Origin of the sequence: Micromonospora sp. CPCC 205539 (assembly GCF_036906815.1) — a bacterium.
Classification (GTDB): Bacteria; Actinomycetota; Actinomycetes; order Mycobacteriales; family Micromonosporaceae; genus Micromonospora.
This window is the reverse complement of sequence record NZ_JBAKHW010000002.1, coordinates 293,597-315,496: the sequence shown is the minus strand read 5'-3', so window position 1 is coordinate 315,496 and position 21,900 is coordinate 293,597. Positions and strand designations below refer to the sequence as shown.

General features: G+C 73.0%; 22 protein-coding genes and 5 tRNA genes. 14 read left to right on the top strand and 13 right to left on the bottom strand.

From position 1 onward, the window contains the following. Positions 1–78: 78 nt before the first annotated feature. Genes V6V47_RS03630 through bioB form a run of 3 tightly spaced genes read right to left on the bottom strand, consistent with a single transcriptional unit; the run spans position 79 to position 1,797 of the window. Positions 79–585 (bottom strand): GNAT family N-acetyltransferase, encoded by a 507-nt coding sequence (locus V6V47_RS03630; protein WP_334626499.1) that lies wholly within the window; start codon positions 583–585, stop codon positions 79–81. Between the two features lie 4 nt (positions 586–589). Next, positions 590–796 carry a biotin synthase auxiliary protein BsaP gene (gene bsaP, locus V6V47_RS03625; RefSeq protein WP_334626498.1) on the bottom strand — a complete coding sequence of 69 codons (207 nt, stop codon included), beginning with the start codon at positions 794–796 and terminating at the stop codon, positions 590–592. A 5-nt stretch (positions 797–801) separates the two neighbouring features. Continuing rightward, on the bottom strand, positions 802–1,797 hold the full coding sequence (gene bioB, locus V6V47_RS03620) for a biotin synthase BioB (RefSeq protein WP_334626497.1): 996 nt from the start codon (positions 1,795–1,797) through the stop codon (positions 802–804). 181 nt (positions 1,798–1,978) lie between these two features. Here bioB and V6V47_RS03615 point away from each other — a divergent pair, with 181 nt between their 5' ends. Genes V6V47_RS03615 through V6V47_RS03600 form a run of 4 tightly spaced genes read left to right on the top strand, consistent with a single transcriptional unit; the run spans position 1,979 to position 6,171 of the window. After that, positions 1,979–3,115 carry an 8-amino-7-oxononanoate synthase gene (locus V6V47_RS03615; protein ID WP_334626518.1) on the top strand — a complete coding sequence of 379 codons (1,137 nt, stop codon included), beginning with the start codon at positions 1,979–1,981 and terminating at the stop codon, positions 3,113–3,115. A 23-nt stretch (positions 3,116–3,138) separates the two neighbouring features. Further along, positions 3,139–3,843 (top strand): dethiobiotin synthase, encoded by a 705-nt coding sequence (gene bioD, locus V6V47_RS03610; protein ID WP_334626517.1) that lies wholly within the window; start codon positions 3,139–3,141, stop codon positions 3,841–3,843. A gap of 55 nt (positions 3,844–3,898) precedes the next feature. After that, on the top strand, positions 3,899–5,497 hold the full coding sequence (locus tag V6V47_RS03605; RefSeq protein WP_334626496.1) for a sensor histidine kinase: 1,599 nt from the start codon (positions 3,899–3,901) through the stop codon (positions 5,495–5,497). Between the two features lie 8 nt (positions 5,498–5,505). Further along, a complete protein-coding gene (locus V6V47_RS03600; protein ID WP_334626516.1) occupies positions 5,506–6,171 on the top strand; it encodes a response regulator transcription factor in 666 nt (221 codons plus the stop codon). Positions 6,172–6,203: 32 nt separating this feature from the next. Here the strand turns inward: V6V47_RS03600 and V6V47_RS03595 are convergent, their stop codons facing one another. From V6V47_RS03595 to V6V47_RS03585, 3 genes are all read right to left on the bottom strand, one after another. Further along, the gene (locus V6V47_RS03595; RefSeq protein ID WP_334626495.1) at positions 6,204–6,986 is read right to left on the bottom strand and encodes an ABC transporter permease subunit; all 783 of its coding nucleotides are present in this window, start codon (positions 6,984–6,986) and stop codon (positions 6,204–6,206) included. After that, on the bottom strand, positions 6,983–7,915 hold the full coding sequence (locus V6V47_RS03590) for an ATP-binding cassette domain-containing protein (RefSeq protein ID WP_334626494.1): 933 nt from the start codon (positions 7,913–7,915) through the stop codon (positions 6,983–6,985). Before V6V47_RS03590 ends, V6V47_RS03595 begins: the two co-directional genes overlap by 4 nt. A 69-nt stretch (positions 7,916–7,984) precedes the next feature. After that, positions 7,985–8,827: a polysaccharide deacetylase family protein gene (locus tag V6V47_RS03585; protein WP_334626493.1), complete on the bottom strand. Its 843-nt coding sequence runs from the start codon at positions 8,825–8,827 to the stop codon at positions 7,985–7,987. Positions 8,828–8,960: 133 nt separating this feature from the next. Here V6V47_RS03585 and V6V47_RS03580 point away from each other — a divergent pair, with 133 nt between their 5' ends. Beyond that, positions 8,961–9,254, top strand: a complete 294-nt coding sequence (locus V6V47_RS03580; RefSeq protein ID WP_334626492.1) for a hypothetical protein — start codon at positions 8,961–8,963, stop codon at positions 9,252–9,254. Here the strand turns inward: V6V47_RS03580 and V6V47_RS03575 are convergent. Together V6V47_RS03575 and V6V47_RS03570 are read right to left on the bottom strand one after the other, a co-directional pair. Next, complete coding sequence (locus V6V47_RS03575) at positions 9,228–10,409, bottom strand: cytochrome P450 (protein ID WP_442934176.1); 1,182 nt, start codon at positions 10,407–10,409, stop codon at positions 9,228–9,230. The genes V6V47_RS03580 and V6V47_RS03575 overlap by 27 nt on opposite strands. A gap of 9 nt (positions 10,410–10,418) precedes the next feature. Then, positions 10,419–11,087 carry a class I SAM-dependent methyltransferase gene (locus V6V47_RS03570; protein ID WP_334626491.1) on the bottom strand — a complete coding sequence of 223 codons (669 nt, stop codon included), beginning with the start codon at positions 11,085–11,087 and terminating at the stop codon, positions 10,419–10,421. Positions 11,088–11,264: 177 nt separating this feature from the next. Here V6V47_RS03570 and V6V47_RS03565 point away from each other — a divergent pair, with 177 nt between their 5' ends. After that, the gene (locus tag V6V47_RS03565; protein ID WP_334626490.1) at positions 11,265–12,134 is read left to right on the top strand and encodes a hypothetical protein; all 870 of its coding nucleotides are present in this window, start codon (positions 11,265–11,267) and stop codon (positions 12,132–12,134) included. Between the two features lie 46 nt (positions 12,135–12,180). Here V6V47_RS03565 and V6V47_RS03560 read toward each other — a convergent pair whose 3' ends face one another. Then, positions 12,181–15,084 (bottom strand): M36 family metallopeptidase, encoded by a 2,904-nt coding sequence (locus V6V47_RS03560; RefSeq protein WP_334626489.1) that lies wholly within the window; start codon positions 15,082–15,084, stop codon positions 12,181–12,183. 239 nt (positions 15,085–15,323) lie between these two features. Here V6V47_RS03560 and V6V47_RS03555 point away from each other — a divergent pair, with 239 nt between their 5' ends. Beyond that, on the top strand, positions 15,324–16,463 hold the full coding sequence (locus tag V6V47_RS03555; RefSeq protein WP_334626488.1) for an alkane 1-monooxygenase: 1,140 nt from the start codon (positions 15,324–15,326) through the stop codon (positions 16,461–16,463). Between the two features lie 19 nt (positions 16,464–16,482). Here the strand turns inward: V6V47_RS03555 and V6V47_RS03550 are convergent, their stop codons facing one another. Beyond that, on the bottom strand, positions 16,483–17,085 hold the full coding sequence (locus V6V47_RS03550; protein ID WP_334626487.1) for a TetR/AcrR family transcriptional regulator: 603 nt from the start codon (positions 17,083–17,085) through the stop codon (positions 16,483–16,485). Between the two features lie 386 nt (positions 17,086–17,471). Here V6V47_RS03550 and V6V47_RS03545 point away from each other — a divergent pair. The 3 genes from V6V47_RS03545 to V6V47_RS03535 all read left to right on the top strand — a co-directional run bounded on the left by V6V47_RS03545 (position 17,472) and on the right by V6V47_RS03535 (position 17,737). Continuing rightward, positions 17,472–17,544: transfer RNA gene (locus V6V47_RS03545), tRNA-Gly, on the top strand. 34 nt (positions 17,545–17,578) lie between these two features. Further along, positions 17,579–17,649: transfer RNA gene (locus tag V6V47_RS03540), tRNA-Cys, on the top strand. Between the two features lie 13 nt (positions 17,650–17,662). Beyond that, a tRNA-Val gene (locus tag V6V47_RS03535) sits at positions 17,663–17,737 on the top strand. A 44-nt stretch (positions 17,738–17,781) separates the two neighbouring features. On the opposite strand, the gene V6V47_RS03530 is transcribed toward V6V47_RS03535, so the two are convergent. After that, entirely contained in the window at positions 17,782–18,384 is a 603-nt protein-coding gene (locus V6V47_RS03530) for a TetR/AcrR family transcriptional regulator C-terminal domain-containing protein (protein ID WP_334626486.1), read from the bottom strand. A gap of 103 nt (positions 18,385–18,487) precedes the next feature. Here V6V47_RS03530 and V6V47_RS03525 point away from each other — a divergent pair, with 103 nt between their 5' ends. Then, positions 18,488–19,225 (top strand): SDR family oxidoreductase, encoded by a 738-nt coding sequence (locus V6V47_RS03525; RefSeq protein WP_334626485.1) that lies wholly within the window; start codon positions 18,488–18,490, stop codon positions 19,223–19,225. 110 nt (positions 19,226–19,335) lie between these two features. On the opposite strand, the gene V6V47_RS03520 is transcribed toward V6V47_RS03525, so the two are convergent. Further along, complete coding sequence (locus V6V47_RS03520) at positions 19,336–20,343, bottom strand: ArsR/SmtB family transcription factor (protein WP_334626484.1); 1,008 nt, start codon at positions 20,341–20,343, stop codon at positions 19,336–19,338. A 43-nt stretch (positions 20,344–20,386) separates the two neighbouring features. Between V6V47_RS03520 and V6V47_RS03515 the strand changes: the two genes are divergently transcribed. Next, positions 20,387–21,202 carry an isocitrate lyase/PEP mutase family protein gene (locus tag V6V47_RS03515; protein ID WP_334626483.1) on the top strand — a complete coding sequence of 272 codons (816 nt, stop codon included), beginning with the start codon at positions 20,387–20,389 and terminating at the stop codon, positions 21,200–21,202. Positions 21,203–21,256: 54 nt separating this feature from the next. Here the strand turns inward: V6V47_RS03515 and V6V47_RS03510 are convergent, their stop codons facing one another. Next, complete coding sequence (locus V6V47_RS03510) at positions 21,257–21,526, bottom strand: DUF6458 family protein (protein ID WP_334626482.1); 270 nt, start codon at positions 21,524–21,526, stop codon at positions 21,257–21,259. 148 nt (positions 21,527–21,674) lie between these two features. On the opposite strand from V6V47_RS03510, the gene V6V47_RS03505 reads away from it, so the two are divergent. Together V6V47_RS03505 and V6V47_RS03500 are read left to right on the top strand one after the other, a co-directional pair. Further along, positions 21,675–21,750: transfer RNA gene (locus V6V47_RS03505), tRNA-Gly, on the top strand. Position 21,751: 1 nt separating this feature from the next. After that, positions 21,752–21,826, top strand: a tRNA-Val gene (locus V6V47_RS03500). Positions 21,827–21,900: the final 74 nt, after the last annotated feature.

The window sequence follows — 21,900 nt, the reverse complement described above, 5'->3', positions numbered from 1 at the left end:
ACCTTCACCGAAAGTGCTGCCTCCCCGAGCCGGGGGGCGGCACTTTCGGTGATGTTGTGTGGATCTCGGCGCGCTGAGTCAGTCGGTGAGGTCGGTGGCCAGGAGGTCCATCAGCAGGCCGTCGTGCCAGCGGCCGTCCTCGCCGCGCTCGTAGCGGCGCAGCACGCCCACCGGGCGGAAGCCGGCCTTGGCGTACGCGCGGATGGCGGCGCTGTTCGCCGCGGCCGGATCGATGGTGAACCGGTGATGACCGTGCTCGTCGATCAGGTGCCGGGCCAGGGTGCGGATGGCGTCCACGCCGAGCCCCGCCCCGCGGACCGCCGGGTCGAGGAAGATGTCCAGACTGGCGTGCCGATAGTCCGGGTCCGTCTCGGCGTACCACTGGATCGCGCCGATCACCTGGCCGTCGTGCTCGATCGCGTACAGGGTCAGGTCGTCGTCGTCCAGGTCGGCGCGGACCGTCGCGGCCAGGTCGTCGCCGCCCCGCCACCACCGACGGACCTCCGGGTCGGCCCGGATGGCCGCGAGGGCCGGCACGTCCGCGACCGTCGCTGGTCGCAAGGTCACCGTCCGGCCCCGCAGCATCGGCTCAGCCCTTGATCTCGCCGTGCTCGACGCAGACCGCCGACCAGCCGACCGGCAGCACCTGCACCTTCATCCGGCGCCGGCACCGGTCGCAGTACCGGGGCGGCTCCAACTCCCGGGCCGCCGCGCAGCCCGGGTGGGGCGCGCCGGCCGTGACCGGCTCACCGCACCGGTCGCACCACACCTCGGTCGTCGCGTCCGTCGTCGTCATGGTCGTCACAGCGTGGCAGAAAGCGCCTTGACCGGCATCTTCAATTCGTCCAGCAGGTCCAGGTCGGCGGTCGCCGGCCGGCCCAGCGTGGTCAGGTAGTTGCCGACGATCACCGCGTTGATGCCGCCGAGCAGACCCTCGCGGGTGCCCAGGTCACCGAGGGTGATTTCCCGGCCGCCCGCGTACCGCAGGATCGTGCGCGGCATGGCCAGCCGGAACGCGGCGATGGCCCGCAGCGCGTCCTTGCCCTCGACCACCGGCTGGTCACCCAGGGGCGTGCCGGGCCGGGGGTTGAGGAAGTTGAGTGGCACCTCGTGCGGGTTGAGCTCGGCGAGCTGCGCGGCGAACTCGGCCCGCTGCTCGACGGTCTCGCCGAGGCCGAGGATGCCGCCGCAACACACCTCCATGCCGGAGTCGCGGACCATCCGCAGCGTCTCCCAGCGCTCCTCCCAGGAGTGCGTGGTGACCACGTTGGGGAAGTGCGACCGGCAGGTCTCCAGGTTGTGGTTGTAGCGGTGCACACCCATGTCGACCAGGTCGTCGACCTGCTCCTGAGAGAGCATGCCCAGTGACGCGGCGACCTGGATGTCGACCTCGGCCTTGATGGCCGCCACGCCCTCGCGCATCTGCTTCATCAGCCGGGCGTCCGGGCCGCGCACCGCGGCCACGATGCAGAACTCCGTGGCCCCCGTCTTCGCGGTCTGCTTCGCCGCCTCGACCAGGGACGGGATGTCCAGCCAGACCGAACGCACCGGGGAGGTGAACAGGCCGGACTGGGAGCAGAAGTGGCAGTCCTCCGGGCAGCCGCCGGTCTTCAGCGAGACGATCCCCTCGACTTCGACCTCCGGGCCGCACCAGCGCATCCGCACGTCGTGGGCGAGCTGGAGGGCGGCGGGCAGGTGCTCGTCGGGCAGGGTCAGCACGGCGAGGACGCCAGCCTGGTCGAGGCCGACGCCGTCACCCAGGACCTGGGTTCGGGCCTGGTCGAGGATCTCTGGCATGGCTCGTACCCTACAAGGCCCTCCAATCAGCCGGAATGGCCGCGTTCGGCACGTGCGCGGCGCTCGATCGTCGGGTCGAGCCCGCAAAGCGAGTGGATCCGTCGGCCCGGTGGCGGCGGGTGGTAATTTCGCCCGGCGGGACGGTCGCGTGACCGGCGCGGACGGTAGCGGAGGGGTGACGGTGGCGGACTGGCTGGCGGCGCTCGACCGCCGTGCGGACCTGCGGGCGAAGGCCGGGCTGACCCGGCGGTTGCACCCGCGTGGCGCCGGCGACGGGATGACCGACCTGGCCGGCAACGACTACCTCGGCCTGGCGACCCACCCGCAGGTCACGGCCGCGGCCGCGGCGGCGCTGTCGGCGTACGGGCTGGGTGCGACCGGGTCGCGGCTGGTCCGCGGCTCCACCGTCGCGCATCAGGCGCTGGAGGACGAGCTGGCGCAGTGGATGGGCACGGCGAAGGCGTTGGTCTTCTCCTCCGGCTACCTGGCCAACCTGGGGGCGCTGCGTGCCCTCGTACAGCCTCGGACGCTGCTCGTCTCCGACGCGCACAATCACGCCTCGCTGATCGACGGCTGCCGGATCTCCGGCGCGGAGACCGTGGTCACACCGCACGCGGACGTCACGGGGGTGGCCGCCGCCCTCGCCGTGGCCCCGGGCCGTCCGGCGGTGGTGGTCACCGAATCGGTCTTCTCCGTCGACGGTGACCTCGCCCCGCTGGCCCAACTGCACGCGGTGGCCCGCCGCTACGGGGCGTTGCTGCTGGTCGACGACGCGCACGCGCTGGGCGTGACCGGTCCGGCCGGTGCCGGCGCGGTCGCCGCCGCCGGGCTGGCCGGCGAACCGGACGTGGTGGTCACGGCGACCCTGTCCAAGGCGCTCGGCGGTGCGGGCGGGCTGGTGGCCGGCCCGGCCGAGTTCGTCCGGCACCTGGTCGAGACCGGCCGTACGTTCATCTTCGACACCGCGCTGCCGCCGGCTGTCGCCGCCGGGGTGCACGCCGCGCTGCGGCTGGCCCGCGCCGGCGACGACCTGCGCGCCGAGTTGACCGACCGGGTGGCGCTGGCGGTCGACCGGTTGGGCGCGGCGGGGCTGACCGTCTCCGCGCCGGACGCGGCGGTGATCTCGGTGACCGCCCCCGGGCCGGAGGCGGCGACCGCCTGGGCCGCCGACTGTCGGGACCGGGGCGTCGCGGTGGGCTGCTTCCGGCCGCCGTCCACCCCGGACAGCCGTTCCCGGCTGCGACTCACCATCAGCGCCGGGGTCACCCGGGCGGACTTCGAGCGGGCGCTGGACGTCATCGTGGAGGTGGCGCCGTGAGCGTGAGCGCGTGGCGTGGGGCGGTGCTGGTCACCGGCACCGACACCGAGGTCGGTAAGACCGTGGTGACCGCGGCGATCGCCGCCGCCGCCCAGGCCGCCGGTCTGCGGGTGGCCGTGATCAAACCTGGCCAGACCGGTACGGCCGGCGGTGAGCCCGGCGACGTGGACGCGGTCAACCGGCTGGCCGCCCCGCTGACCGGCCGCACCTTGGCCAGCTACCCGGACCCGCTCGCCCCGCTGGCCGCCGCCCGGGTCGCCGAGCTGCCGCCGTTGGAGCTCTACGCCGCGGTGGACGCCGTCCGGGACGAGGCCGACAAGCACGACCTGGTGCTGGTCGAGGGTGCCGGCGGCCTGCTGGTCCCGATGGGGCTGCGCCCGTCCGGCGAGCCGTGGACGATGGCCGACCTGGCGGTGTCGCTCGGGGTGCCCGCGGTGGTGGTCGCCCGCGCCGGGCTGGGCACGCTCAACCACACGGCGCTGACCCTGGAGGCGTTGGACCGGCGGGCGGTGCCGGCCGGTGTGGTGATCGGGGCCTGGCCGGCCACCCCGGAGCTGGTGCACTGGACCAACCTCACCGACCTGGTACCGAACCTGCTCGGCGCGCTGCCGGACGGCGCGGGCGCCATGGACCCGGGTGTGTTCCGGCGCTCCGCGCCGGGTTGGCTCACCCCGTCCCTGCACGGGGTGCTCGACGACTGGCGGGCCTGGGCCGAGGACATCGCCTGAGCACCTGACTTTCGTCGGTGTCCGTGCGGGCCAGGTGCTGGGTAGCGTGGCCGCCGTGAGGATTCTGTACCGGTTGGTGCCCGGAGCGTCGGACCGGGCGGACCGGTGGCGGCGGGTCCTGCTGGACGTGCTGTTCTGGCTGGTGGTCGCCGCCCCGATCGCGGGCGCCGGGCTGAGCCCGCCGTACTCGCGCGACAGCCTGGCGCGGCTGCTCGGCTCGCTGGCGTTGCTGGCCGCGGCGGTGGCGCTGAGCCGGCGTCGGCCGCTCGCCGGCCTGCTGCTGGTGGTGCTCGGTTCGCTGCTCGACGGCAACTTCGTCTTCGCCATCCCGGTGTTCAGTTATCTGACGGGGCGGCGCAGCGCGGGGGCCACCCGGGCGGCCGTGTTGTTCGGCGTGATCGCGGTCGGCGGCACGGTGCTCAACCTGGGGCTTCTCGGCACCGGGGCGGCGACCTGGTTCCTGCTCGCCTCGGTGCTGCTCTTCGCCGGGGTGTTCCCGTGGCTGGTCGGCCGGTACCGCCGGCAGCAGCAGGAGTTGGCCGACGCCGGTCACCGGCACACCGACGCGCTGGCCCGGGAGCGGCGTGGCGTCGCCGAGCGGATCCGGCTGCGGGAACGCGCCCGGATCGCCGAGGAGATGCACGACTCGCTCGGCCACGACCTCAGCCTGATCGCCTTGCGCGCCGCGGCCCTGGAACTTGCCGACGACCTGGACGCCCGGCACCGGGCGGCGGCGGGGGAGCTGCGGGCGAGTGTCGCCGCCGCCACCGAACGGCTGCACGGGATCATCGGGGTGCTCCGGGAGGAGGGCGGCCACGCCGATCTCCGGCCGGTGGGCGAGACCGTCACCGACCTGGTGGACGGTGCCCGGGAGGCGGGCATGGTGGTCCGGCTGGACACCACACCCGGCGCTCTGGAGCTGCCCGGGATGACCGGGGCCGCCGCGCACCGGGTGGTCCGGGAGGCGCTCACCAACGCGGCCCGGTACGCCCCGGGCGCCCCGGTCACCGTCACGCTCGCCACCGACGCGGACGGGGTCGAGGTGTGCGTACTCAATGAGCCTGCGCCGGCGGGTCCGTTGCCCGCCCCGCCGTCCTCCGGAAGCGGCCTGCTCGCCCTCGCCGAGCGGGTCCGCCTGGCCGGCGGCGTCCTGGACACCGGCCCGCTCCCGGACGGCGGCTTCGCGGTGCGGGCCCGGCTGCCGCTGCCCGCCGACCCGGTCGGCGTGCTTCCCGCCGACCGATGGGCGGCGCCCGCCGCCGACCTGCCCGCTATTGGTGCGGACGGACACCGCCCGGTCGAGGGCCCGGCGGACGCCGAGCGGCGGCTCGGCGAGGCCCGCCGCCGGGTACGGCGCAGCCTGTTGACCGCGCTCGCCGCGCCGGTCGGGATCGCGCTGGCTCTGTCGCTGGTCTACTACCCGGTGGCCACGGCCGGCACGGTGCTGGACAGCACGACATTCGACCGGATGCGGCCGGGCGTGCCGCGCGCCGAACTGGCGGGGCTGCCCCGCCGGCAGCTCACCGCGCCAGCCGGCAGCGAGCGGGCCGGCTGCGAGTTCTACACCGACGGCAACTTCCCCCTCGCCGAGCCGACCTGGCGGCTCTGCTTCGTCGACGACCGACTGGTCAGCAAGGAGCGGATCACACAGTGAACACCGACATGGCCGGGACCACGCCGGTCCGGGTGGTCCTCGCCGACGACGAGGCGATGATCCGGGCCGGAGTCCGGGCCATCCTCGCCGCCGACCCGAGCATCGAGGTGGTCGCCGAGGCCGGCGACGGGCGGGCCGCGGTGGAGCTGGTCCGCGCGCACCGGCCCCGGGTGGCGTTGCTGGACATCCGGATGCCCCGGTTGGACGGGCTGGCCGCCGCCGCCGAGATCCGTCGGGTGGTGCCGGAGACCGCGACGCTCATGCTGACCACCTTCGGTGAGGACGACCACGTGGCCCGGGCGCTCGGGCACGGTGCCAGTGGGTTCCTGCTCAAGGCCGGCGACCCGCGTGAGTTGATCGCCGGGGTGCACGCGGTCGCCGAGGGCGGGGCGTATTTGTCGCCGCGGGTGGCCCGCCGGGTGATCGAGCTGGGCGCGGCTCGGCTGGCCCGCCGGCCCGCCGCGCGGGATCGGGCGGCCGGGCTGACCGAGCGGGAACGGGAGGTGCTGGCTCTGGTCGGGGCCGGCTTGTCCAATGCCGAGATCGCGCGTCGGCTGCACCTGGTGGAGGGCACCGTGAAGACGTACCTGACCAACATCTTCACCCGGCTGGACGTCCGTAACCGGGTGCAGGCGGCGATCATCGCGTACGAGGCGGGGCTGATCGACGGGTGAGCGGGGGCCCGGGAGGCCCCCGCCCACCCGCCTCAGGCGTCGCGGCGGCGCAGCGCGGCCCGGCCGAGCAGCAGCGCCCCGCCGGCCCAGGCAGCGAGCAGCAGCAGCCCGACCGCGCTCGGGTACGGGTCGGTGTCGCCGGCCAGGAAGTGCCCCCCGGCCACGCCGGGGAACGCGTCCGCGATCCGGTTCAGCACGTCGATGTCCGGCTCCTGCAGCGACAGCGGCACGATCATCAGGGTGGCGAAGAGCACCGTGATGGTGAGCACCGCGCTGCGTAGCGCGGCGCCGAGGCCCAGCGCGAGTACGCCGACCAGCGCCAGGTAGGTCGCCACCGACACCACGTCGCCGACGGTGCCGCCGGCTGGTGCGGTGCCCCACTCGCCGAGCAGCGGGCCGGCGATCAGCGCGCCGACGCCGCCGAGCAGGAGCCCGAGCGCGAAGGTGACGGAGCCGGCGACGACCGCCTTGGCCAGCAGCACCTGGCCGCGTGACGGGGTGCATTGCAGGGTGCTGCGGATCGTGCCGCTGGTGAATTCGGCCGTGATGGCCAGCAGGCCCAGCGCCAGCACCGCGTACTGGGTGAGTTCGATTGAGTCGATCACCACGCTGCCGACGGTGATGATGCCCCGGTCGTCGGCCGGATCGTCATTGGTGTTGTCGTTGGCCGCGTAGATCGCCAACTGTGCGGCCGTCGCGGCCATCAGCACCAGCCCGGCCAGCGCCGTCCACCAGGTGGTCCGCACCGAGAACAGCTTGGTCCACTCGGCGGCCACCGCGCCTCGGAAGGGGGCGGAACGGGTGACGGTGCTCATCGCGTCCCACTTCCGGTCGGGCCGCCGGCATACTCGACGCTGTCGGCGGTCAGCTCCATGAACGCCTGCTCCAGCGAGGCGCCGTGCGAACTCAGCTCGTGCAACCGCACCCCCAGCTCGTACGCCAGGTCACCGATCCGATCGACGGTGCTCCCGGTGACGGTCAGCTCGTCCGGGCCGGTCGGCTCGACGGTGGCGCCGGTCGCGACGAGTCGGGTGGTGAGGGCGGCCAGCCCGTCCGGGTGCGGGCTGCGTACCCGGACGGCGACCGCGCTGCCGGCGATCACGTCGTCGATCGGGGCGTCGGCGAGCAGCCGTCCCCGACCGATGACCACCAACTGGTCGGCGGTGAGCTGCATTTCGCTCATCAGGTGGCTGGAGACGAAGACGGTCCGTCCCTGGTCGGCCAGGGAACGCGTCAGCTGCCGTATCCAGCGCACCCCGTCGGGGTCGAGGCCGTTGACCGGCTCGTCGAACATCAGCACCGGCGGGTCGCCGAGCAGCGCGCCGGCGATGCCGAGTCGCTGGCCCATGCCGAGGGAGAGGGTCCGGCCTGCCTTGGCGGCGGCACGCCCGTCCAGCCCGACGGTGTCCAGCACCTCGTCGACCCGCCGGGCCGGGATCCCGTTGCTACGCGCCATGGCCAGCAGGTGTGCCCGCCCGGAGCGGGTGGGGTGGATGGCACGGGCGTCGAGCAGCGCGCCGACCTCGTGCAGGGGCCGGCGCAGTTCCCGGTACGCCCGGCCACCGACCAGCGCCTGGCCGGCGGTGGGGCGATCCAGACCGAGGACCATCCGCATGGTGGTGGACTTGCCGGCGCCGTTCGGGCCGAGGAAGCCGGTGACCCGGCCGGGCGCGACGTCGACGGTCAGGTCGTCGACCGCGGTCGTCTCCCCGAACCGTTTCGTCAACCCACGTAAAGTGATCATGCGTTGACGCTAGGCGTGCGGGCTACCGCGCCACCGCGCCCGAAAGCCACCAACGCACCCTGACTTTCGTCAACCCACATAGTCCTCCAGCAGCGCCAGGGTGAGCCCAGCCTTGTGGATCGCCTTCAGGGCCGCGAGGAGGTCGTCCATGAGCGCCGGTCGGAAGTGCATCAGCAGTACGTCACCGGCCCGGACCACCTTCTCCGGGGTCTGGTAGCGCACCTTCCCCTCGTGCACGGTCTCGGTCCAGTGGAAGACCGCCTTCATTCCGCAGTCGTGTGCGGCCTTCGTCGTGGTCGAGTCACGGTTGCCGAATGGTGGACGGAACAGCGTCGGCCGCTTGCCGAACAGCGCCTCCAACTTGTCCGCCGACCCGCAGATCTCGCGCTTCTGGTAGTCGTACGACCGGCCCTTGAGCGACTCGTGGTTGATGGTGTGGTTCTCCACGACCCCACCCGCCGCCTCGATCTGGCGAAAGTAGTCGGGATGTTCGGCGGCGGCCGGGGAGTTCAGGAACATCGTGACCGGGATGTGCGCCTCCCGGATGAAGTCGATCACCGCGGGCGGCCGGGCCAGGCCGCCGTCGTCGATGGTGATGAAGGCGACCTTCTGCTCGGTCGGGACCCGGTGCCAGAACGGCGCCGAACCGTCTGCCGGCAGCGGCACGGGCTGCGGCGGCGGCGCCGGGGTGAAGGCGGGCACCTGGGACACGTACCAGGCCAGACTCTTGAACGCTGGCTTCGCGGTCGGTGACGGCGAGGCCGACGGAGTGGCGGAGGGCGACCCGGACGGGCTCGGCTGACCCGCGGCGACCTGGAAGGTGGGGCGGTGGCGGGCTGTGCAGGCGCTCAGCGCCAGAATGGCCAGAAGCGGTAGTACGGCGAGGATGCGGCGCGCAGTGGTTGCTGACACGCCCGGAAACATAACCCCGCCAGTCAGGGTCCGGTCAGCTCGGTCGCCCCTTTTCGAAGCGCGGCGGTGACGTGGCATTGACCGCGCTGCCTAGCCTCGAATCGGAGTCGATTCGACCATCGGGGGGCGGCGGATGGCGCGGTGGATCATGCAGGTGCTCGGCCTCGTCGCCTTCGGCGGGCTGCTCGGTTTCATCGGCGTGACCCTGATCCTCAACCTGTTCGGAGTAGCCGACGAGCAGGCCCGACAGATGTCGAAGAGTTGGTGGAACCGCGCCTGGGGAGCGCCCGATCGCGACCCGGCAGACATTCGGCAGGATCCCGGCTTTCTGATCGGGAACTACATTGTCGGCGGCGGCGCACTGCTTCTCGGTGTTGCTGCGGTGATCGGGAGCATCGTGCTACTCGTCGGCGGGCCGTCCGATTGACCGGATCACGAAGGCGTCCGGCATGCGGAAGGTGAGGTTGTCCGGGCACCAGGGCGGGCGGACGACGCTCACCCCGTCCAGCAGCGGCGCGGCCTCGGTCACCACCACGCTGGCCTCCATCCGGGCCAGCACGTCGCCGACGCAGCGGTGCGCGCCCGCCCCGAAGGCCAGGTGGCGGCGCGATCCGCGTTGACCCGGCCGGAACTCGTCGGGCGACTCGACGACCGCAGGGTCCCGGCCGGCACGAGCCAGCCACAGTACGAGGCTGGTGCCCGCCGGCACCGCCGTCCCGCCCAGCGTGCTGTCCACCGCCGCCACCCGGCGCCACGTGACGATCGGCGGCTCCAGCCGCAACCCCTCCTCCACCACGTCGGCCACCGCGACCTCGCCGGTGCGCAGGCCGGCCCGCACCGCGGGCTCGCCAGCCAGCCGGTGCAGCAGCAGGGTGAGGAACTGCGAGGTCGTCTCCTGGCCGGCGACCAGCAGGAAGAAGAGCGCGCCGACCACCACGTCCGGTGTGTGCCCGGCCGCCCGCAGCTCGGCGGCCAGCCCTCCGCCGGTGGCCGCGAAGTCGCGCAGCACGCCGTGGAACCGTCCCACCTCGGTGGCGAGCGCCGCCTGCCGGTCGGCGTCCAGCGGGGCCCAGAACAGCTCCAACGCGGCCCGGGCGAACTCCTTCACCGCGCCCACCGGTGCGTCCGGCAGCTCGACCAGCCGGGCCAGCACCAGCAGCGGCAGGTCGGCGGCGAGGTCCGCGTAGAGGTCGACCGGCGCGCCGGCGTCGAGCCTGCCGGCCAGTCGGGCGACCCGCTCCCGGACCAGCGCGGTGAGCCAGGGGCGTTGAGCGGCGACCCGGGTGGGGTGCAGCGCGTCGGCGACGATCGCGCGGATCGCCGGATGGCTGGCCCCGGAGTTGTTCGCCAGCGTCGGCGGCAGCCGGAACCGGTGCCCGGCGAGCACCCGCAGCGCCGTCACCGGCATCGGGGTCACCGCGTCCAGCGCGTTGTCCGGCCGGTAGGTGACCGGGTCGGCGAGGACCTGCCGGACCAGCGCGTGCCGGGTGACGACGAGATGGCGTACGCCGACGTGGTCGGGCACCGTGGCCACGTCGGGCCAGGGTGCCTCGACCGCGGATCCCCAGCTCCGGAACAGCACGGCGACACGCTAGCCGGCGGCTCCCGGCAGCCCGGCGCGCAACTGCCAGACGGTGGTGCGCTTCACCCGGACGCTCTCCAGCGCCTCCGGCACCGGCACCTCGTAGACCGCCAACTCGTCGAAGCGGTCCCGGGGCAGGAACGCCCGACCGGGGTCGCCGACCAACGCCAGGGCACCGGCCCGGGCGGCGCGGAGCAGGAACCGCAGCACCCGCCGGGCCATCGCCTCGCTGTAGAAGACGTCCCCGGCGAGCACCACCTCGGCGTCCCCGGCGTCGCCGTCGAGGATGTCGCCGAACTCGGCGTCGACGCGTACCCCGTTGGCCTCGGCATTGAGCGCGACCGCCGCCACGGCCAGCTCGTCCACCTCGACGGCCCGGACGGCGGCCGCGCCGGCCCGCGCGGCGGCGATGGCCACCAGGCCGGAGCCGGAGGCCAGGTCGAGCACCCGGCGGCCGGCGACCAGCTCCGGGTGGTCGGTCACGTGGCGGGCGAGCGCCTGCCCGCCGGCCCAGGCGAACGCCCAGAACGGCGGCGGACGGTCGCTGCTGAACTCACCCTCGGTCAGCTCCCAGAGGCCGATCGGCTCGTCGGCCTGGTGCAGCCGCACCTCAGGGACGAAGGCCACCGGGGTGAGTCGGGCGTGCAGCCGGACGAAGGTGGAGGAGAGTTCGGACACCCGGCGATTCTCTCGTACCGCGATGTCCCGCACGTTTTCCGGCGTGCTGGTGAGCGGTTCACCACTTTCGGTGAAATCACCCCTCGTGCTTGCCGCCCGATGCGAAGACACCCGTCTGGCCGGGGCACTCACTTGCTCCTAGCGTTTTCTCTCGAGGCAACGAGGAGAAGCGAGGCGGTGGTGGTCGTGTGGCGGTACGCGCTGCGGCTCGGGGTGGTCCTGGCGGGCCTGACCGGGGTGGTGCTCGCCCAGGTCGGGCCGGCGCAGGCCGCCTTCAGCACCCGGCTGAGCGGCCTGCCGGATCGGTTCACCGCCGGTGACGGGGCGCGGACGGTGTCCGCGGTGGTGTCCCGGACCGATGGCGGCTGCGTGCGTGTGCGCTGGTCGCTGGTGCTCACCGTGCAGGACATCCGGCTCGACCAGGTGAAGCTGGACCGGGTGGAGGAGACCGGCACGTTCCCGCTGGACGTGCGGACCGACGGTGACGTCGCCCGGCTGACCGACCGCCGGCTCGACCCCGGCACGTTGTGTCCGAACCGGACGGTCACCGCCCGCTACCGGGTGGCCTTCAACGAGAACGTCACGCGCGGCCGGGTCACTCTCGCCGCCGAGGCGTACGACGCGAATCTGCGCCTGTTGGCCCGGCAGACGGCGACCCGCTCGGTGGTGGGTGCGGGCGCGCCGGCCACCCCCACCCGAGCCGCGGAGCCGACAGCAACGCCGGCGGAGCCCAGCGACCCCGCGAGTGAGCCCGCCGAGGCGGAGCGCACGTCGACGGAGGAGCCGATCGCGGACCAGCAGGTCGACGCCGCGCCGCCAGCGGCCGGCGCCAACCGCCCGGTCGCCCAGTCCGGCGGGTTCGGCGTGGTGCAGGCCGCGTTCCTGCTCGGCGGGTTGCTGCTCTTCCTCGGGTTCGGGCTGCTGCTGCGGCTGCGGCACCTGACCCGGTCCGAGGTCGACGACACCGCCGTCATCGACGACCCGCCGGTCGACCCGCGTTGGGAGCGGCCCGCGCCGGCCGCCCGCTGGCGACCGGCGCGACGCTGAGCGGGTGCCGTCGGGGCCGGCAGGAGTCCGCCGGCCCCGACGGTGCTCACCTCGAGAACGCCTGGAACTCGGCGATCCGGACCTGGCTGCGGGCCGGGCTGGCGGTCGCGCAGTCCGTCGTCGTGGCCGGGTCGTCGTCCTGCTCACCGGCGTACTGCGGTCCGCCGGTGCACTGACTGGCCACCACCTCGAGTCGCAGGTGGGTGGCGAGGGTGGCGGGCACCGCGAACGTCCGGAGGTTGATGTCCCGGCTGTACGCCCGGTACGCCCCACCGGGGAACGCGTCGCCCGCGCTGGTGTAGATCCGCTGCCAGCGCGTCGGATCCGCGCAGTCGGTGGTCGTCGCGTTGCAGGCGGACACCGCGAACGAACGCAGCGCGCTGAGCGCGTTCTGACTGCCGGTGTCGGCGTCCCCGACGATCGCCGGGCGCAGCATCGCGCTGACGTTCACCCGCTTGACCGTCTGCGGGGTGCCCCCGGGGAGGGCCACCGTGACCTGTCGACCGGCCACACCGTCCAGCGAGGCCCAGTTCGTCGACTCGGTGTCGTCGACGACCCGGTCCAGGTTGACTCCGTCGCCGGTGACCGTGGCACCGGACGCCGAGGACGCGAGGTTGCGACTCATCCGCAGGTCCACGTACCCGGCCTGATCGGCCTTGGCGACCACATTGAGGCGCTGGTGCCCGAAGCCGGGCGCCACGGCGAGCAGGTCGTAGGTGCCGGCCACCAGCTCGACGGTGTCCGGCAGCGGCGTCGCCGGGTCGGTGTCCGCCACCGGCGTGGCCCGCGCCTCGTACGCCCCGACGTACACCCGGATCGGCGCCTCGGCGCTGTCCCCGCGCGGTCGCAGGGTGAGCGTCGCGTTGCCACCGCGCGGCGAGGCGAAGCTCGGCGTGGGATCGGTGTCGGCGGCGCCGTTGGTGGCGGCGTCCCGGCCCATCCCGGAGCGGGCGAACTCGGCCCAGATCAGGTCCTGGTTCGCGCCGCCGAAGCGGAGCAGGTCGGCGGTGAGCATGTTGTCCCGCATGTCGAGCATGCTGACCTGGCTGGCCGCCTGGAGCAGGAACGAGTCGAAGACCAGCTGCGACCAGCGCCGGTTGCCCGGGCACTTGTCGGCGGCGACCTTGCCCTGTGCGCACTCCAGTTGCCGCTGGGGCGTGCCGAGGCCGTACCGCTTGACCAGCGCGGACCGGACCCGGAAGTTGGTGGCGCCCCAGATCTCCCCGTCGGCGTGCACGGCGGGGCCACCGGTGTTGTAGCCGATGTCGGAGTAGTTGAGCGGGCTGCGGCTCAGGTCGTAGTTGCGGATGCCGCTGACCAGGTTGCCGGTGACGTAGCCGCCGGTGACGAAGGGCGTCTCGCCGGGGGCGCGCAGCCCGTGCTGGTAGAGGTACTCGGCGGCGAGCAGGTCGCCCCACGACTCGCCCATCGCTCCGCCCTGGTGGCCGCCGATCCCGCTGTCCGGGCCGGCGATCATCCGGTTGGTGATCGCGTGGGTGTACTCGTGGCCGATCACTGTCATGTCGTAGTCGCCGTCCACGCACGGCGGGTACGGTCCGCCGGCCTGCGGCTGCCACAGGTACATGTTGGTGGTCGGCGGCAACCCGTCGCGTGGGGTGCCCTGGTTGGCGTTGTTTCGGTTGCCGGTCAGCGCGCCCTGCTGGGCGCGGCCCTGCTCGGCGTCACCGCCCAGCCCGGAGGGGGTGAGGTTGACCGCCTGGAGGTTCCACGCCGACTCGGTGAAGCCCAACTGGTACGACCAGTCGTGCAGCCGGTTGTGCATCACGAAGAGGTTGGCGATCGACGCGTCCGCGTCGTTGCGCTGCCCGGAGGTGAACACCTCCGGGTTGCACCGGGCCTGGTGCCACTGGTCGGTGAACGGGTACTCGTAGCGGCGGTCCGGGCTGGGAGTGGCCGGGACGACCGGGGTGCCGGCGCCCCAGGAGAGCACCGTGTTGGCGGAGTTGCCGCGCGAGGTGAAGGTGGGCGTGCCGGTGGCCAGGTCGACGTCCCACGGTTGCCCGCCGGCCGGGTCACGGAAGGCGGCCTGGCAACCGGGCGCGGGGTCGCCGCACCAGCGCACCCGGGGGTCCTGCCCGGGGCCGAGGTCGCGCGGCGGGGTGGCCGGGAAGACCGCCCAGCTCGGGTTGTCCGAGTCGTAGTCGACGAGATCCTCGCGGACCAGCACCTGCCCGGTGATCCCGTCGACATAGCTGGTGAACGCCGCCGGGTGATCGGCGTCCGCGCCGATCAGGGTCACCTCGTAGGCGGCCCGGGCGCCGTCCAGTGGGGTGGGCACGGCCACCGCTCGCACGCTGTGGCTGGCCACCGCCTTGGCGTCCAGCCGGGCGTCGGCGAGCGCGTCGGCGTACGCCTGCTCGGCGGTGCGGGTGGCCGGGGCCGGCGCCGCACTGTCGCGAGCCAGCGAGGAGCTGACCGAGAGCACCGTGCCGCCGGTGACAGCGATGGTGACCAGACCGTCCGGGCCGGCCGGCAGGTCGCCGAAGCGCTGCCGCAGGGTGACCACGGCTCCGCTGCCGATCGGCCGGACCAGCACCCGCTCCAGGCTGGTCACCGCGGGGGCGTCCAACCCGAACAGCTCGCGGTTGGCGGTCAGGTACGCGCGGGCGGCGGCCTCCGGGTCGGTGGGCAGCCCGGTGGCGAGCGGGGTGCGGCCGGGGCCGAGCGCGTGCGGGGTGCCGAGTCGGTTCCACCGGGTGTCCGGGTCGGCGGCGCGGGCCAGCCCGCGCTGGCGGGAGTCCGGTGCCGCCGTACCGCTGCGGTTGTCGACGTCGGCGGGCTGGTGGCCCTCGGCGAACGGCCCGGACCGGCGCTCGACGGATGGCGCGCCGCCGGTGGGGGCCGCGGTGCTCACGCTGGTCGGGAGCAGCGCGGCGACGGTCGCGGTCGTCGCCAGGACGGCGATGAGCCGGCGTCGATGCCGGCTCATCGGGGGTGACCATTCCGGTCGTGGCACGGGACCTCCTCGTGGGAGTGGATTGGCCGGCGGCCGCCGGCAACGTGACGCATGTACATCTGTGGATATCAGCCGGTCGGGGCGGCGGCAAGATCCCGGGGCGTTCATGCGTCAAGAGATCGAGATAAGTTGACTTTACAAAACTAGATCCCTTGTAAAACGGCGTGACGGCTGCCACAGTCGGGACAGGAGTGCGAGACCGGAGGTTGGCCATGGCCCTCGATGCCGACGTGACCCTCCCGCCCAGCGCCTGGCGGGATCGGCGCAAGCCGCTCTGGCCGCTGGCACTGCTGGTCCCGGTGCTGCCCTTCCTCGGCTTCGCGGTGTGGCGAGCCACCGGTGACGCGTGGGCCTGGTGGCTCACCCCGGCCATCGTCTTCGGCCTCATCCCCGTGATCGACCTGCTGCTCGGCGACGACCGGCAGAACCCGCCGGAGGAGGTGGTGCCCCAGCTCTCCGCCGACGGCTACTACCGGTGGCTCACCTACCTGTACCTGCCGGCCCAGTACGCGGCCCTGGTGCTCTGCTGTGCGGTGTGGGCCGGCGACGAGCTGTCGGTGGCCGCCGCCACCGGCCTGGTCGCGACCGTCGGGGTGGTCAACGGCATCGCCATCAACACCGCCCACGAGCTGGGTCACAAGCGTGAGCGGGTGGAGCGTTGGCTGTCGAAGGTGGCCCTGGCGCCGGCCGGCTACGGGCATTTCCACGTCGAGCACAACCGGGGCCACCACGTCCGGGTCGCCACCGCGGAGGATCCGGCCAGCTCCCGGCTGGGGGAGAGCTTCTGGGCGTTCTGGCCACGTACCGTCCTGGGCAGCCTGCGCTCGGCCTGGCGGCTGGAGACCAGCCGGTTCCGCCTGCGCGGCCGATCACCGTGGACCCACCGTAACGACGTGCTCAACGCCTGGGCGCTGACCCTGGTGCTGTACGCGGCGCTGACCCTGGCCTTCGGCCCGGTGGTGCTGCCGTTCCTGGTTCTCCAGGCGGTGGCCGGCTTCTCCCTGCTGGAGGTCGTCAACTACCTGGAGCACTACGGGCTGGCCCGGCAGCGCACCGCCGCTGGCCGCTACGAGAAGGTCGATCCGCGGCACAGTTGGAACAGCGACCGTACGGTCACCAACGTCTTCCTCTTCCAGCTCCAGCGGCACAGCGACCACCACGCCAACCCGTTGCGCCGCTACCAGACGCTGCGCAGCTTCGACACCTCACCGCAGTTGCCGGCCGGCTACGCCACCATGATCGTCGTCGCGCTGGTCCCGCCGCTCTGGCGACGGGTGATGGACCACCGGGTGCTCGCCCACTACGGCGGGGACCGGGCGCTGGCGAACGTCCACCCCCGGGCGCGGCGTTGACCGTGCCGGAGCGGGTGGGTCAGTCCAGGACGGCCGGGTCCAGGCCGAGTTCCCGGGCGGCGACCAGGCGGACCCACTCGGCGAACTGCCGGCGGGAGATCACCCGATCGTGCACCGCGAGCTGAACGGCCAGGCCGTCCATCACCGCGCTGATCCGCCAGGCGGCCCCGTCCGGGTCGGCGCACCGGAAGGTGCCGTCGGCGACCCCGGCGGAGATCACCGCGGCCAGGTCCTGCCGCCAGCGCAGGTCGAGCCGGCGGGAGACCTTCTCCAATTCGGGGGTACGCAGCGACTCCGACCAGCCGTCGATCCACATCGACCAGGAGGTGGGGCGGCCCGCAGGCGTGTAGAGCTTGAGGATCCGGCGGAGCTTGGTCAGCGGCGGGGCCGACGAGCGGGTCACCACGTCCAGCCGGGCCAGGTCCTGCTCGACCGCGTACGCGAAGGCCTGCGCGAGCAACCGTTCCTTGGTCGCGAAGTGGTAGAAGACCAGCGCCTGACTCACGCCGGCGGCCTGCGCCACGTCCGCCGTTCGGGTGTTGGCCAGACCGCGCTCCACGATCACGTCACAGGCCGTGCGCAGCAGGGCATCCAGGCGGATCTCGGCCGCACGTCTCGTCACGCCGGTTACCGTAGCCCATCCGAGTGAACACGAACAGTTACCACCACCGTCTGATCCGCGATACGACAGTCGGAAGCCGGACACTTCCAGCAGGGGTCGTCCGTCGTTCTCTAGAGGGTGTTCGTCGAGGTCCGCCGGCACCGGCCGGCGGACCGGAGCGCCCGCCGGTCGTTACCCGCCCCGGCGGCGGCCAGCGTGCCGTGGCGATGTCGGAGGGTGACGGGCGGCGGGTGGCCGGCAATTAGATCAGCCCCCTAGGAAGCACGCCGGCTGCGGTCCGGGTCGCTGCGCAAAAGGGGCAAGACGCGCCGACAGGACCCCGAGTTGGCAGTCGTTCGCCGGCTCGGCTAAAGTTCTCATCCGTCACCCGGGAACGCCGGGGGCGTGCGGACGTAGCGCAGCTGGTAGCGCATCACCTTGCCAAGGTGAGGGTCGCGGGTTCGAATCCCGTCGTCCGCTCGGAGATGCCGCCACGCATGACGGGGGCAACCTCGGTGGGGTGGCCGAGAGGCGAGGCAACGGCCTGCAAAGCCGTCTACGCGGGTTCAAATCCCGTCCCCACCTCGGCAACAAGCACGGGCGATTGGCGCAGTGGGAGCGCGCTTCCTTGACACGGAAGAGGTCACTGGTTCAAACCCAGTATCGCCCACCACACAGAATGGCTCGTCACCGATACGTCGGTGACGAGCCATTTCGCTATGCCTCAAGCCGGCGTACCGCCAGGGCCTCGATGATCAGCTGTATCGCGAAGTCGAAGCGCTCGTCGAACTCGCCGGAACCGACATGCGGCAGGGTCGCGGCCAGCGCCGGGTACCGGTCGAGCGGCACCTGGTCGGCGCGCACCGGAACGGCCGTGCCGGCCTGCTGTTCCTGCGTGATGCCGAGGACAAGGTAGAAGAGGGACCAGTGCGCCCAGGCGGCGGTCCGTCCGTCGAAGCCGGCCTCGATCAGCGTGGCGACAACGGTCTCCGCGTACCGCAGCGAGTGCGGTTCCGGGCCGCACGCCAGAGTGAGCATCCGTGCCGCGTCCCGGTGCGCGAGCAGGGCGTCCCGGCATCGACGGCTCAGTGTCCGGATCCGCTCGTCCCAGGCCGGTGGCAACGGCTCATCGGCGCAGTGCGCCAGCAGCTCGTCCGAGGTCAATTCGAGGAGCCGCTGCTTGCTCGCGGCGTGCCACCGGACGGTGTTGTGCTGCACGCCGAGCCGCTGGGCGACCGCGCGCATGGTGAGCCCGTCCAGGCCGTCCTCGTCGAGCACGTGCAGGGCCGCCCGGACGACGGCCTCCCGCGTCGTTCCCACGATCGCTCCTTTGCGAGTGCTTCCGCGAGACGTGTCACATCCCGTGGCAGTTTCTTGTCCGTTGGATAATGTACGTCTTATCCAACGGACAAGAGGTGGGATCATGACCAGCAGCACCGTCGCGCTCGTGACCGGCGCGAACAAGGGCCTCGGCTTCGAGACGGCACGGCAACTTGCCCAGGGCGGGGCGACCGTCCTGCTCGGCAGTCGCGATCCCGGCCGAGGCGAGACCGCCGCCGCCGCCCTCCGCCAGGAGGGGCTCGACGTGAACGCCGTGACCCTGGACGTCACCGATGCGGCCGCCGTTCGCGCACTGGCCGACCGTCTGCGCGCGGAGTACGCCCGGCTCGATGTCCTGGTGAACAACGCGGGCAGCATCGACGAGACCTCGATCCTGGACGTCTCGGCAGAGCAGATGCGCGGCACGTACGACACCAACGTCTTCGCCGTGGTGGAGGTGACCCACGCGATGCTTCCGCTGCTGCGCGCCTCGGCCGCCGGTCGCATCGTCAACGTCGCCAGCACCACGGCGTCGTTCGCGTTGACCGGCGAGATCGACTCGCCCTACGCCGCGGCCGACCACATCCTGGCCTACTCCTCGTCGAAGGCCGCGCTGAACATGATCACGGTGCGCTACGCGCAGGCGTTCCACCGGACTCCCGGGTACGAGAACCTGAAGATCAACTCAGCCTCGCCCGGCCATGTCGCCACCGACCTCACACACCGCGCCAGTTCGCGGACCACCGCCGAGGGCGCCCGGATCATCGTGCATCTAGCGACGCTGGGCGCCGACGGACCGAGCGGCGGCTACGTCAGCGACGCCGGCGTCCAGCCCTGGTAAACGGCGCAGAACAGCAGCAGCCGGTAGTCGCTCACGACCCCGAAAACTTCTCCCGGTCGATCGCCCCCGCCACGCCCTCGGCCGGGATCCCGGACCGCCCTGGCGGGGTGCTAGGCGGCGGCGGAGAGCAGCGCCTCGGCGAGGTCGGTGCGGGCGCTGAGCATCGTCCGGCCCCGCCGGTGGGTCACCACCAGGCCGGCCGCCCGCAACGCGGTGAGGTGTTGGGAGACGCCGCCGGCCGTCATCCCGGTGCGCTGGGCCAGTTCGGTGGTGCTCACCGGCGCGGTCAGTTCGGTGAGCAGTCGGGCCCGCCCCCGGCCCAGCACGGCGGCCAACGCCTCCGGGGTGCCGGTCGGCCGCTCCCACAGGGTGCCGAGCCCGCGCGCCGGGTAGGCGAGCTGCGGCGCGTCCCCGGCGGAGACGCTCAGCACCGACGGCCACACGAAGACCGACGGGACCAGCACCAGGCCCGAACCGTCCGCGACGTCCGGGGCCAGGCAGTGCCGCTGCGCGATGAGCAGGGTGTCGCCCTCCCAGCGGACCCGCCGGTGCAGGTCGTTGAGGAGCCCGGCCGCCCCGTCCTCGGCCAGCCGGCGGGCACGCGCGGCGACCTCGGCGTCGAGCAGGAGCCGCAGGCGCGGCCACTCCGGTGCGAGGGCGACCTGCCAGTACGCCTCGATCTCGTCGCTCAGCCGGCGCAGCCCGGTTGGCGGGTCGGCGTACAGGGCGGCGACCGTCGGGGTGCGGTCACCCGGGAGCAGGTCCAGGTGTGCGCGGACGGTGTCGGCCGGGGTGGCGCGCAGGGCGGCCAACTCGGTGGCCAGGTCCGGGTTGAGCCCTTGCGGGGGTGGGGTGAGGAAGTCGACCAGGTACGCGGGCGGGGCCGGCACCAGGTGCCACAGCAGGCCGGCGTCCGGGCCGACCAGGCCGGCCCCGACCAGCCGGGGACGCACCCGGCGGACCCACGGCAGGTGCACGGCGTGATCTCCGGGGTCGCGCAGCACCCGGATGCTCGCGACAACCTCCCACAGGCACGAGACCGCGAACCGGATGCGGGCGACGGCACCCGCCGACAGGCCGATGGCGACCACGGCACCCCCGAAAGCTTTAGCTGGCACTGAAACATTAGCGCCGACGCGGGAGCCGACCGAGACTTGCCCGGTGACCGATCACCAGAGCCGAGCAGAGCTCCTCCGTTCCCTGCACGTACCCGGTTCGCCGCTGGTCCTCGTCAACGCCTGGGATGCCGCGAGCGCCCGGATCGTGGCGGCCGCCGGGTCCCGCGCGGTGGCCACCACCAGCGCCGGCGTCGCGTGGAGCCTGGGCGCGCCGGACGGCGACGTCCTCGACCGCGACACCGCGGTGGATCTCATCCGCCGGGTCGCCACCTCGGTGCCCCTGCCGGTCACCGCCGACATCGAGTCCGGCTACGGGGCGACACCGGCAGAGGTGGGGGACACCATCCGCGCGGTGCTCGCCGCCGGCGCCGTCGGGGTGAACATCGAAGATGCGGGGTACGACGGCCAGACGCCACTTCGTCCGGTGGACGAGCAGTGTGAGCGGCTCGTGGCGGCCCGGGCCGCCGCCGACGCGGCCGCCGTGCCGCTCTACCTCAACGCCCGGGTCGACACGTTCCTGCGCGCCGGTGGGGACGTGGACGAGACCGTGTCCCGGGCGTCGGCCTACCTGGCCGCCGGCGCGGACGGGGTGTTCGTGCCCGGGGTGGCCGACCTGGCGCTCGTCGGGCAGTTGGTCGGCGCGATCCCGGCACCGCTGAACGTCATGGCCGGGCCGGGCATGCCGACGGTGGCGGAGCTGGCCGGGGCGGGGGTGGCCCGGGTGAGCCTCGGCGCGTCCGTCGCCGAGGCCGCGTACACGCTCGTCCGTCGTGCGGCGGACGAGGCGCTCGGCGCGGGCACCTACGGCGCCTTGGAGGGCGCGCTCGACTACGGCACGCTCAACGAGTTGATGCGCTGAACGGCGGGGGCTGCGCCGCGATGGGCGGCGCGGCCCCACCCGCCGGTGGCCGGGTCACAGCGGCGGGCCGACGTCCCGACGCTCCTCGACGCGGCGGTACTCCACCGGCTGCTCGACCTGGCGGTACTCGACCGGCTGCTCGGTGGTGGTGACCACCGCGCGGCGACGATTCATGATCAGCGTGGTCATGATCAGGCCGAGGACGCCGGCCGCCATCAGGATCCAGCCGACCACGTCGAGGTTGATGCCACCGACGCTGGCGTCGAGGGCGAAGGTGAGGATCGCGCCGAGCGCGATCAGGAAGATGCTGGTGCCGATACCCACGACAGCCTCCTTAGGGGGGATGGAATGCGCTGTCGAGGTCCTTCAGTACCCCGGCACGGAGCAGCGCAACCGCACCGCCCCGGGGCACCGCGCCAGGCGATCTTGGGATCGGGTAGAGTTCCACCCGTCGCCGGCACGCTGGCGACGTGCGGACGTAGCGCAGCTGGTAGCGCATCACCTTGCCAAGGTGAGGGTCGCGGGTTCGAATCCCGTCGTCCGCTCCACGGGCGATTGGCGCAGTGGGAGCGCGCTTCCTTGACACGGAAGAGGTCACTGGTTCAAACCCAGTATCGCCCACCACGATAATCCGGATATTCCTGATCAGCCGAGGGCCCAGCTCATTGAGCTGGGCCCTCGGCTGATACTGAACCCTT

Excerpts from the sequence above, each read along its gene's own strand:
- V6V47_RS03525 (WP_334626485.1), top strand. The coding sequence starts at position 18,488 with ATGACCAGCAGCACCGTCGCGCTCGTGACCGGCGCGAACAAGGGCCTC.
- V6V47_RS03555 (WP_334626488.1), top strand. The coding sequence starts at position 15,324 with ATGGCCCTCGATGCCGACGTGACCCTCCCGCCCAGCGCCTGGCGGGAT.
- bsaP (WP_334626498.1), bottom strand. The coding sequence starts at position 796 with ATGACGACGACGGACGCGACGACCGAGGTGTGGTGCGACCGGTGCGGT.
- bioB (WP_334626497.1), bottom strand. The coding sequence starts at position 1,797 with ATGCCAGAGATCCTCGACCAGGCCCGAACCCAGGTCCTGGGTGACGGC.
- V6V47_RS03560 (WP_334626489.1), bottom strand. The coding sequence starts at position 15,084 with ATGAGCCGGCATCGACGCCGGCTCATCGCCGTCCTGGCGACGACCGCG.
- V6V47_RS03590 (WP_334626494.1), bottom strand. The coding sequence starts at position 7,915 with ATGATCACTTTACGTGGGTTGACGAAACGGTTCGGGGAGACGACCGCG.
- V6V47_RS03600 (WP_334626516.1), top strand. The coding sequence starts at position 5,506 with ATGGCCGGGACCACGCCGGTCCGGGTGGTCCTCGCCGACGACGAGGCG.
- V6V47_RS03595 (WP_334626495.1), bottom strand. The coding sequence starts at position 6,986 with ATGAGCACCGTCACCCGTTCCGCCCCCTTCCGAGGCGCGGTGGCCGCC.
- V6V47_RS03580 (WP_334626492.1), top strand. The coding sequence starts at position 8,961 with ATGGCGCGGTGGATCATGCAGGTGCTCGGCCTCGTCGCCTTCGGCGGG.
- V6V47_RS03630 (WP_334626499.1), bottom strand. The coding sequence starts at position 585 with ATGCTGCGGGGCCGGACGGTGACCTTGCGACCAGCGACGGTCGCGGAC.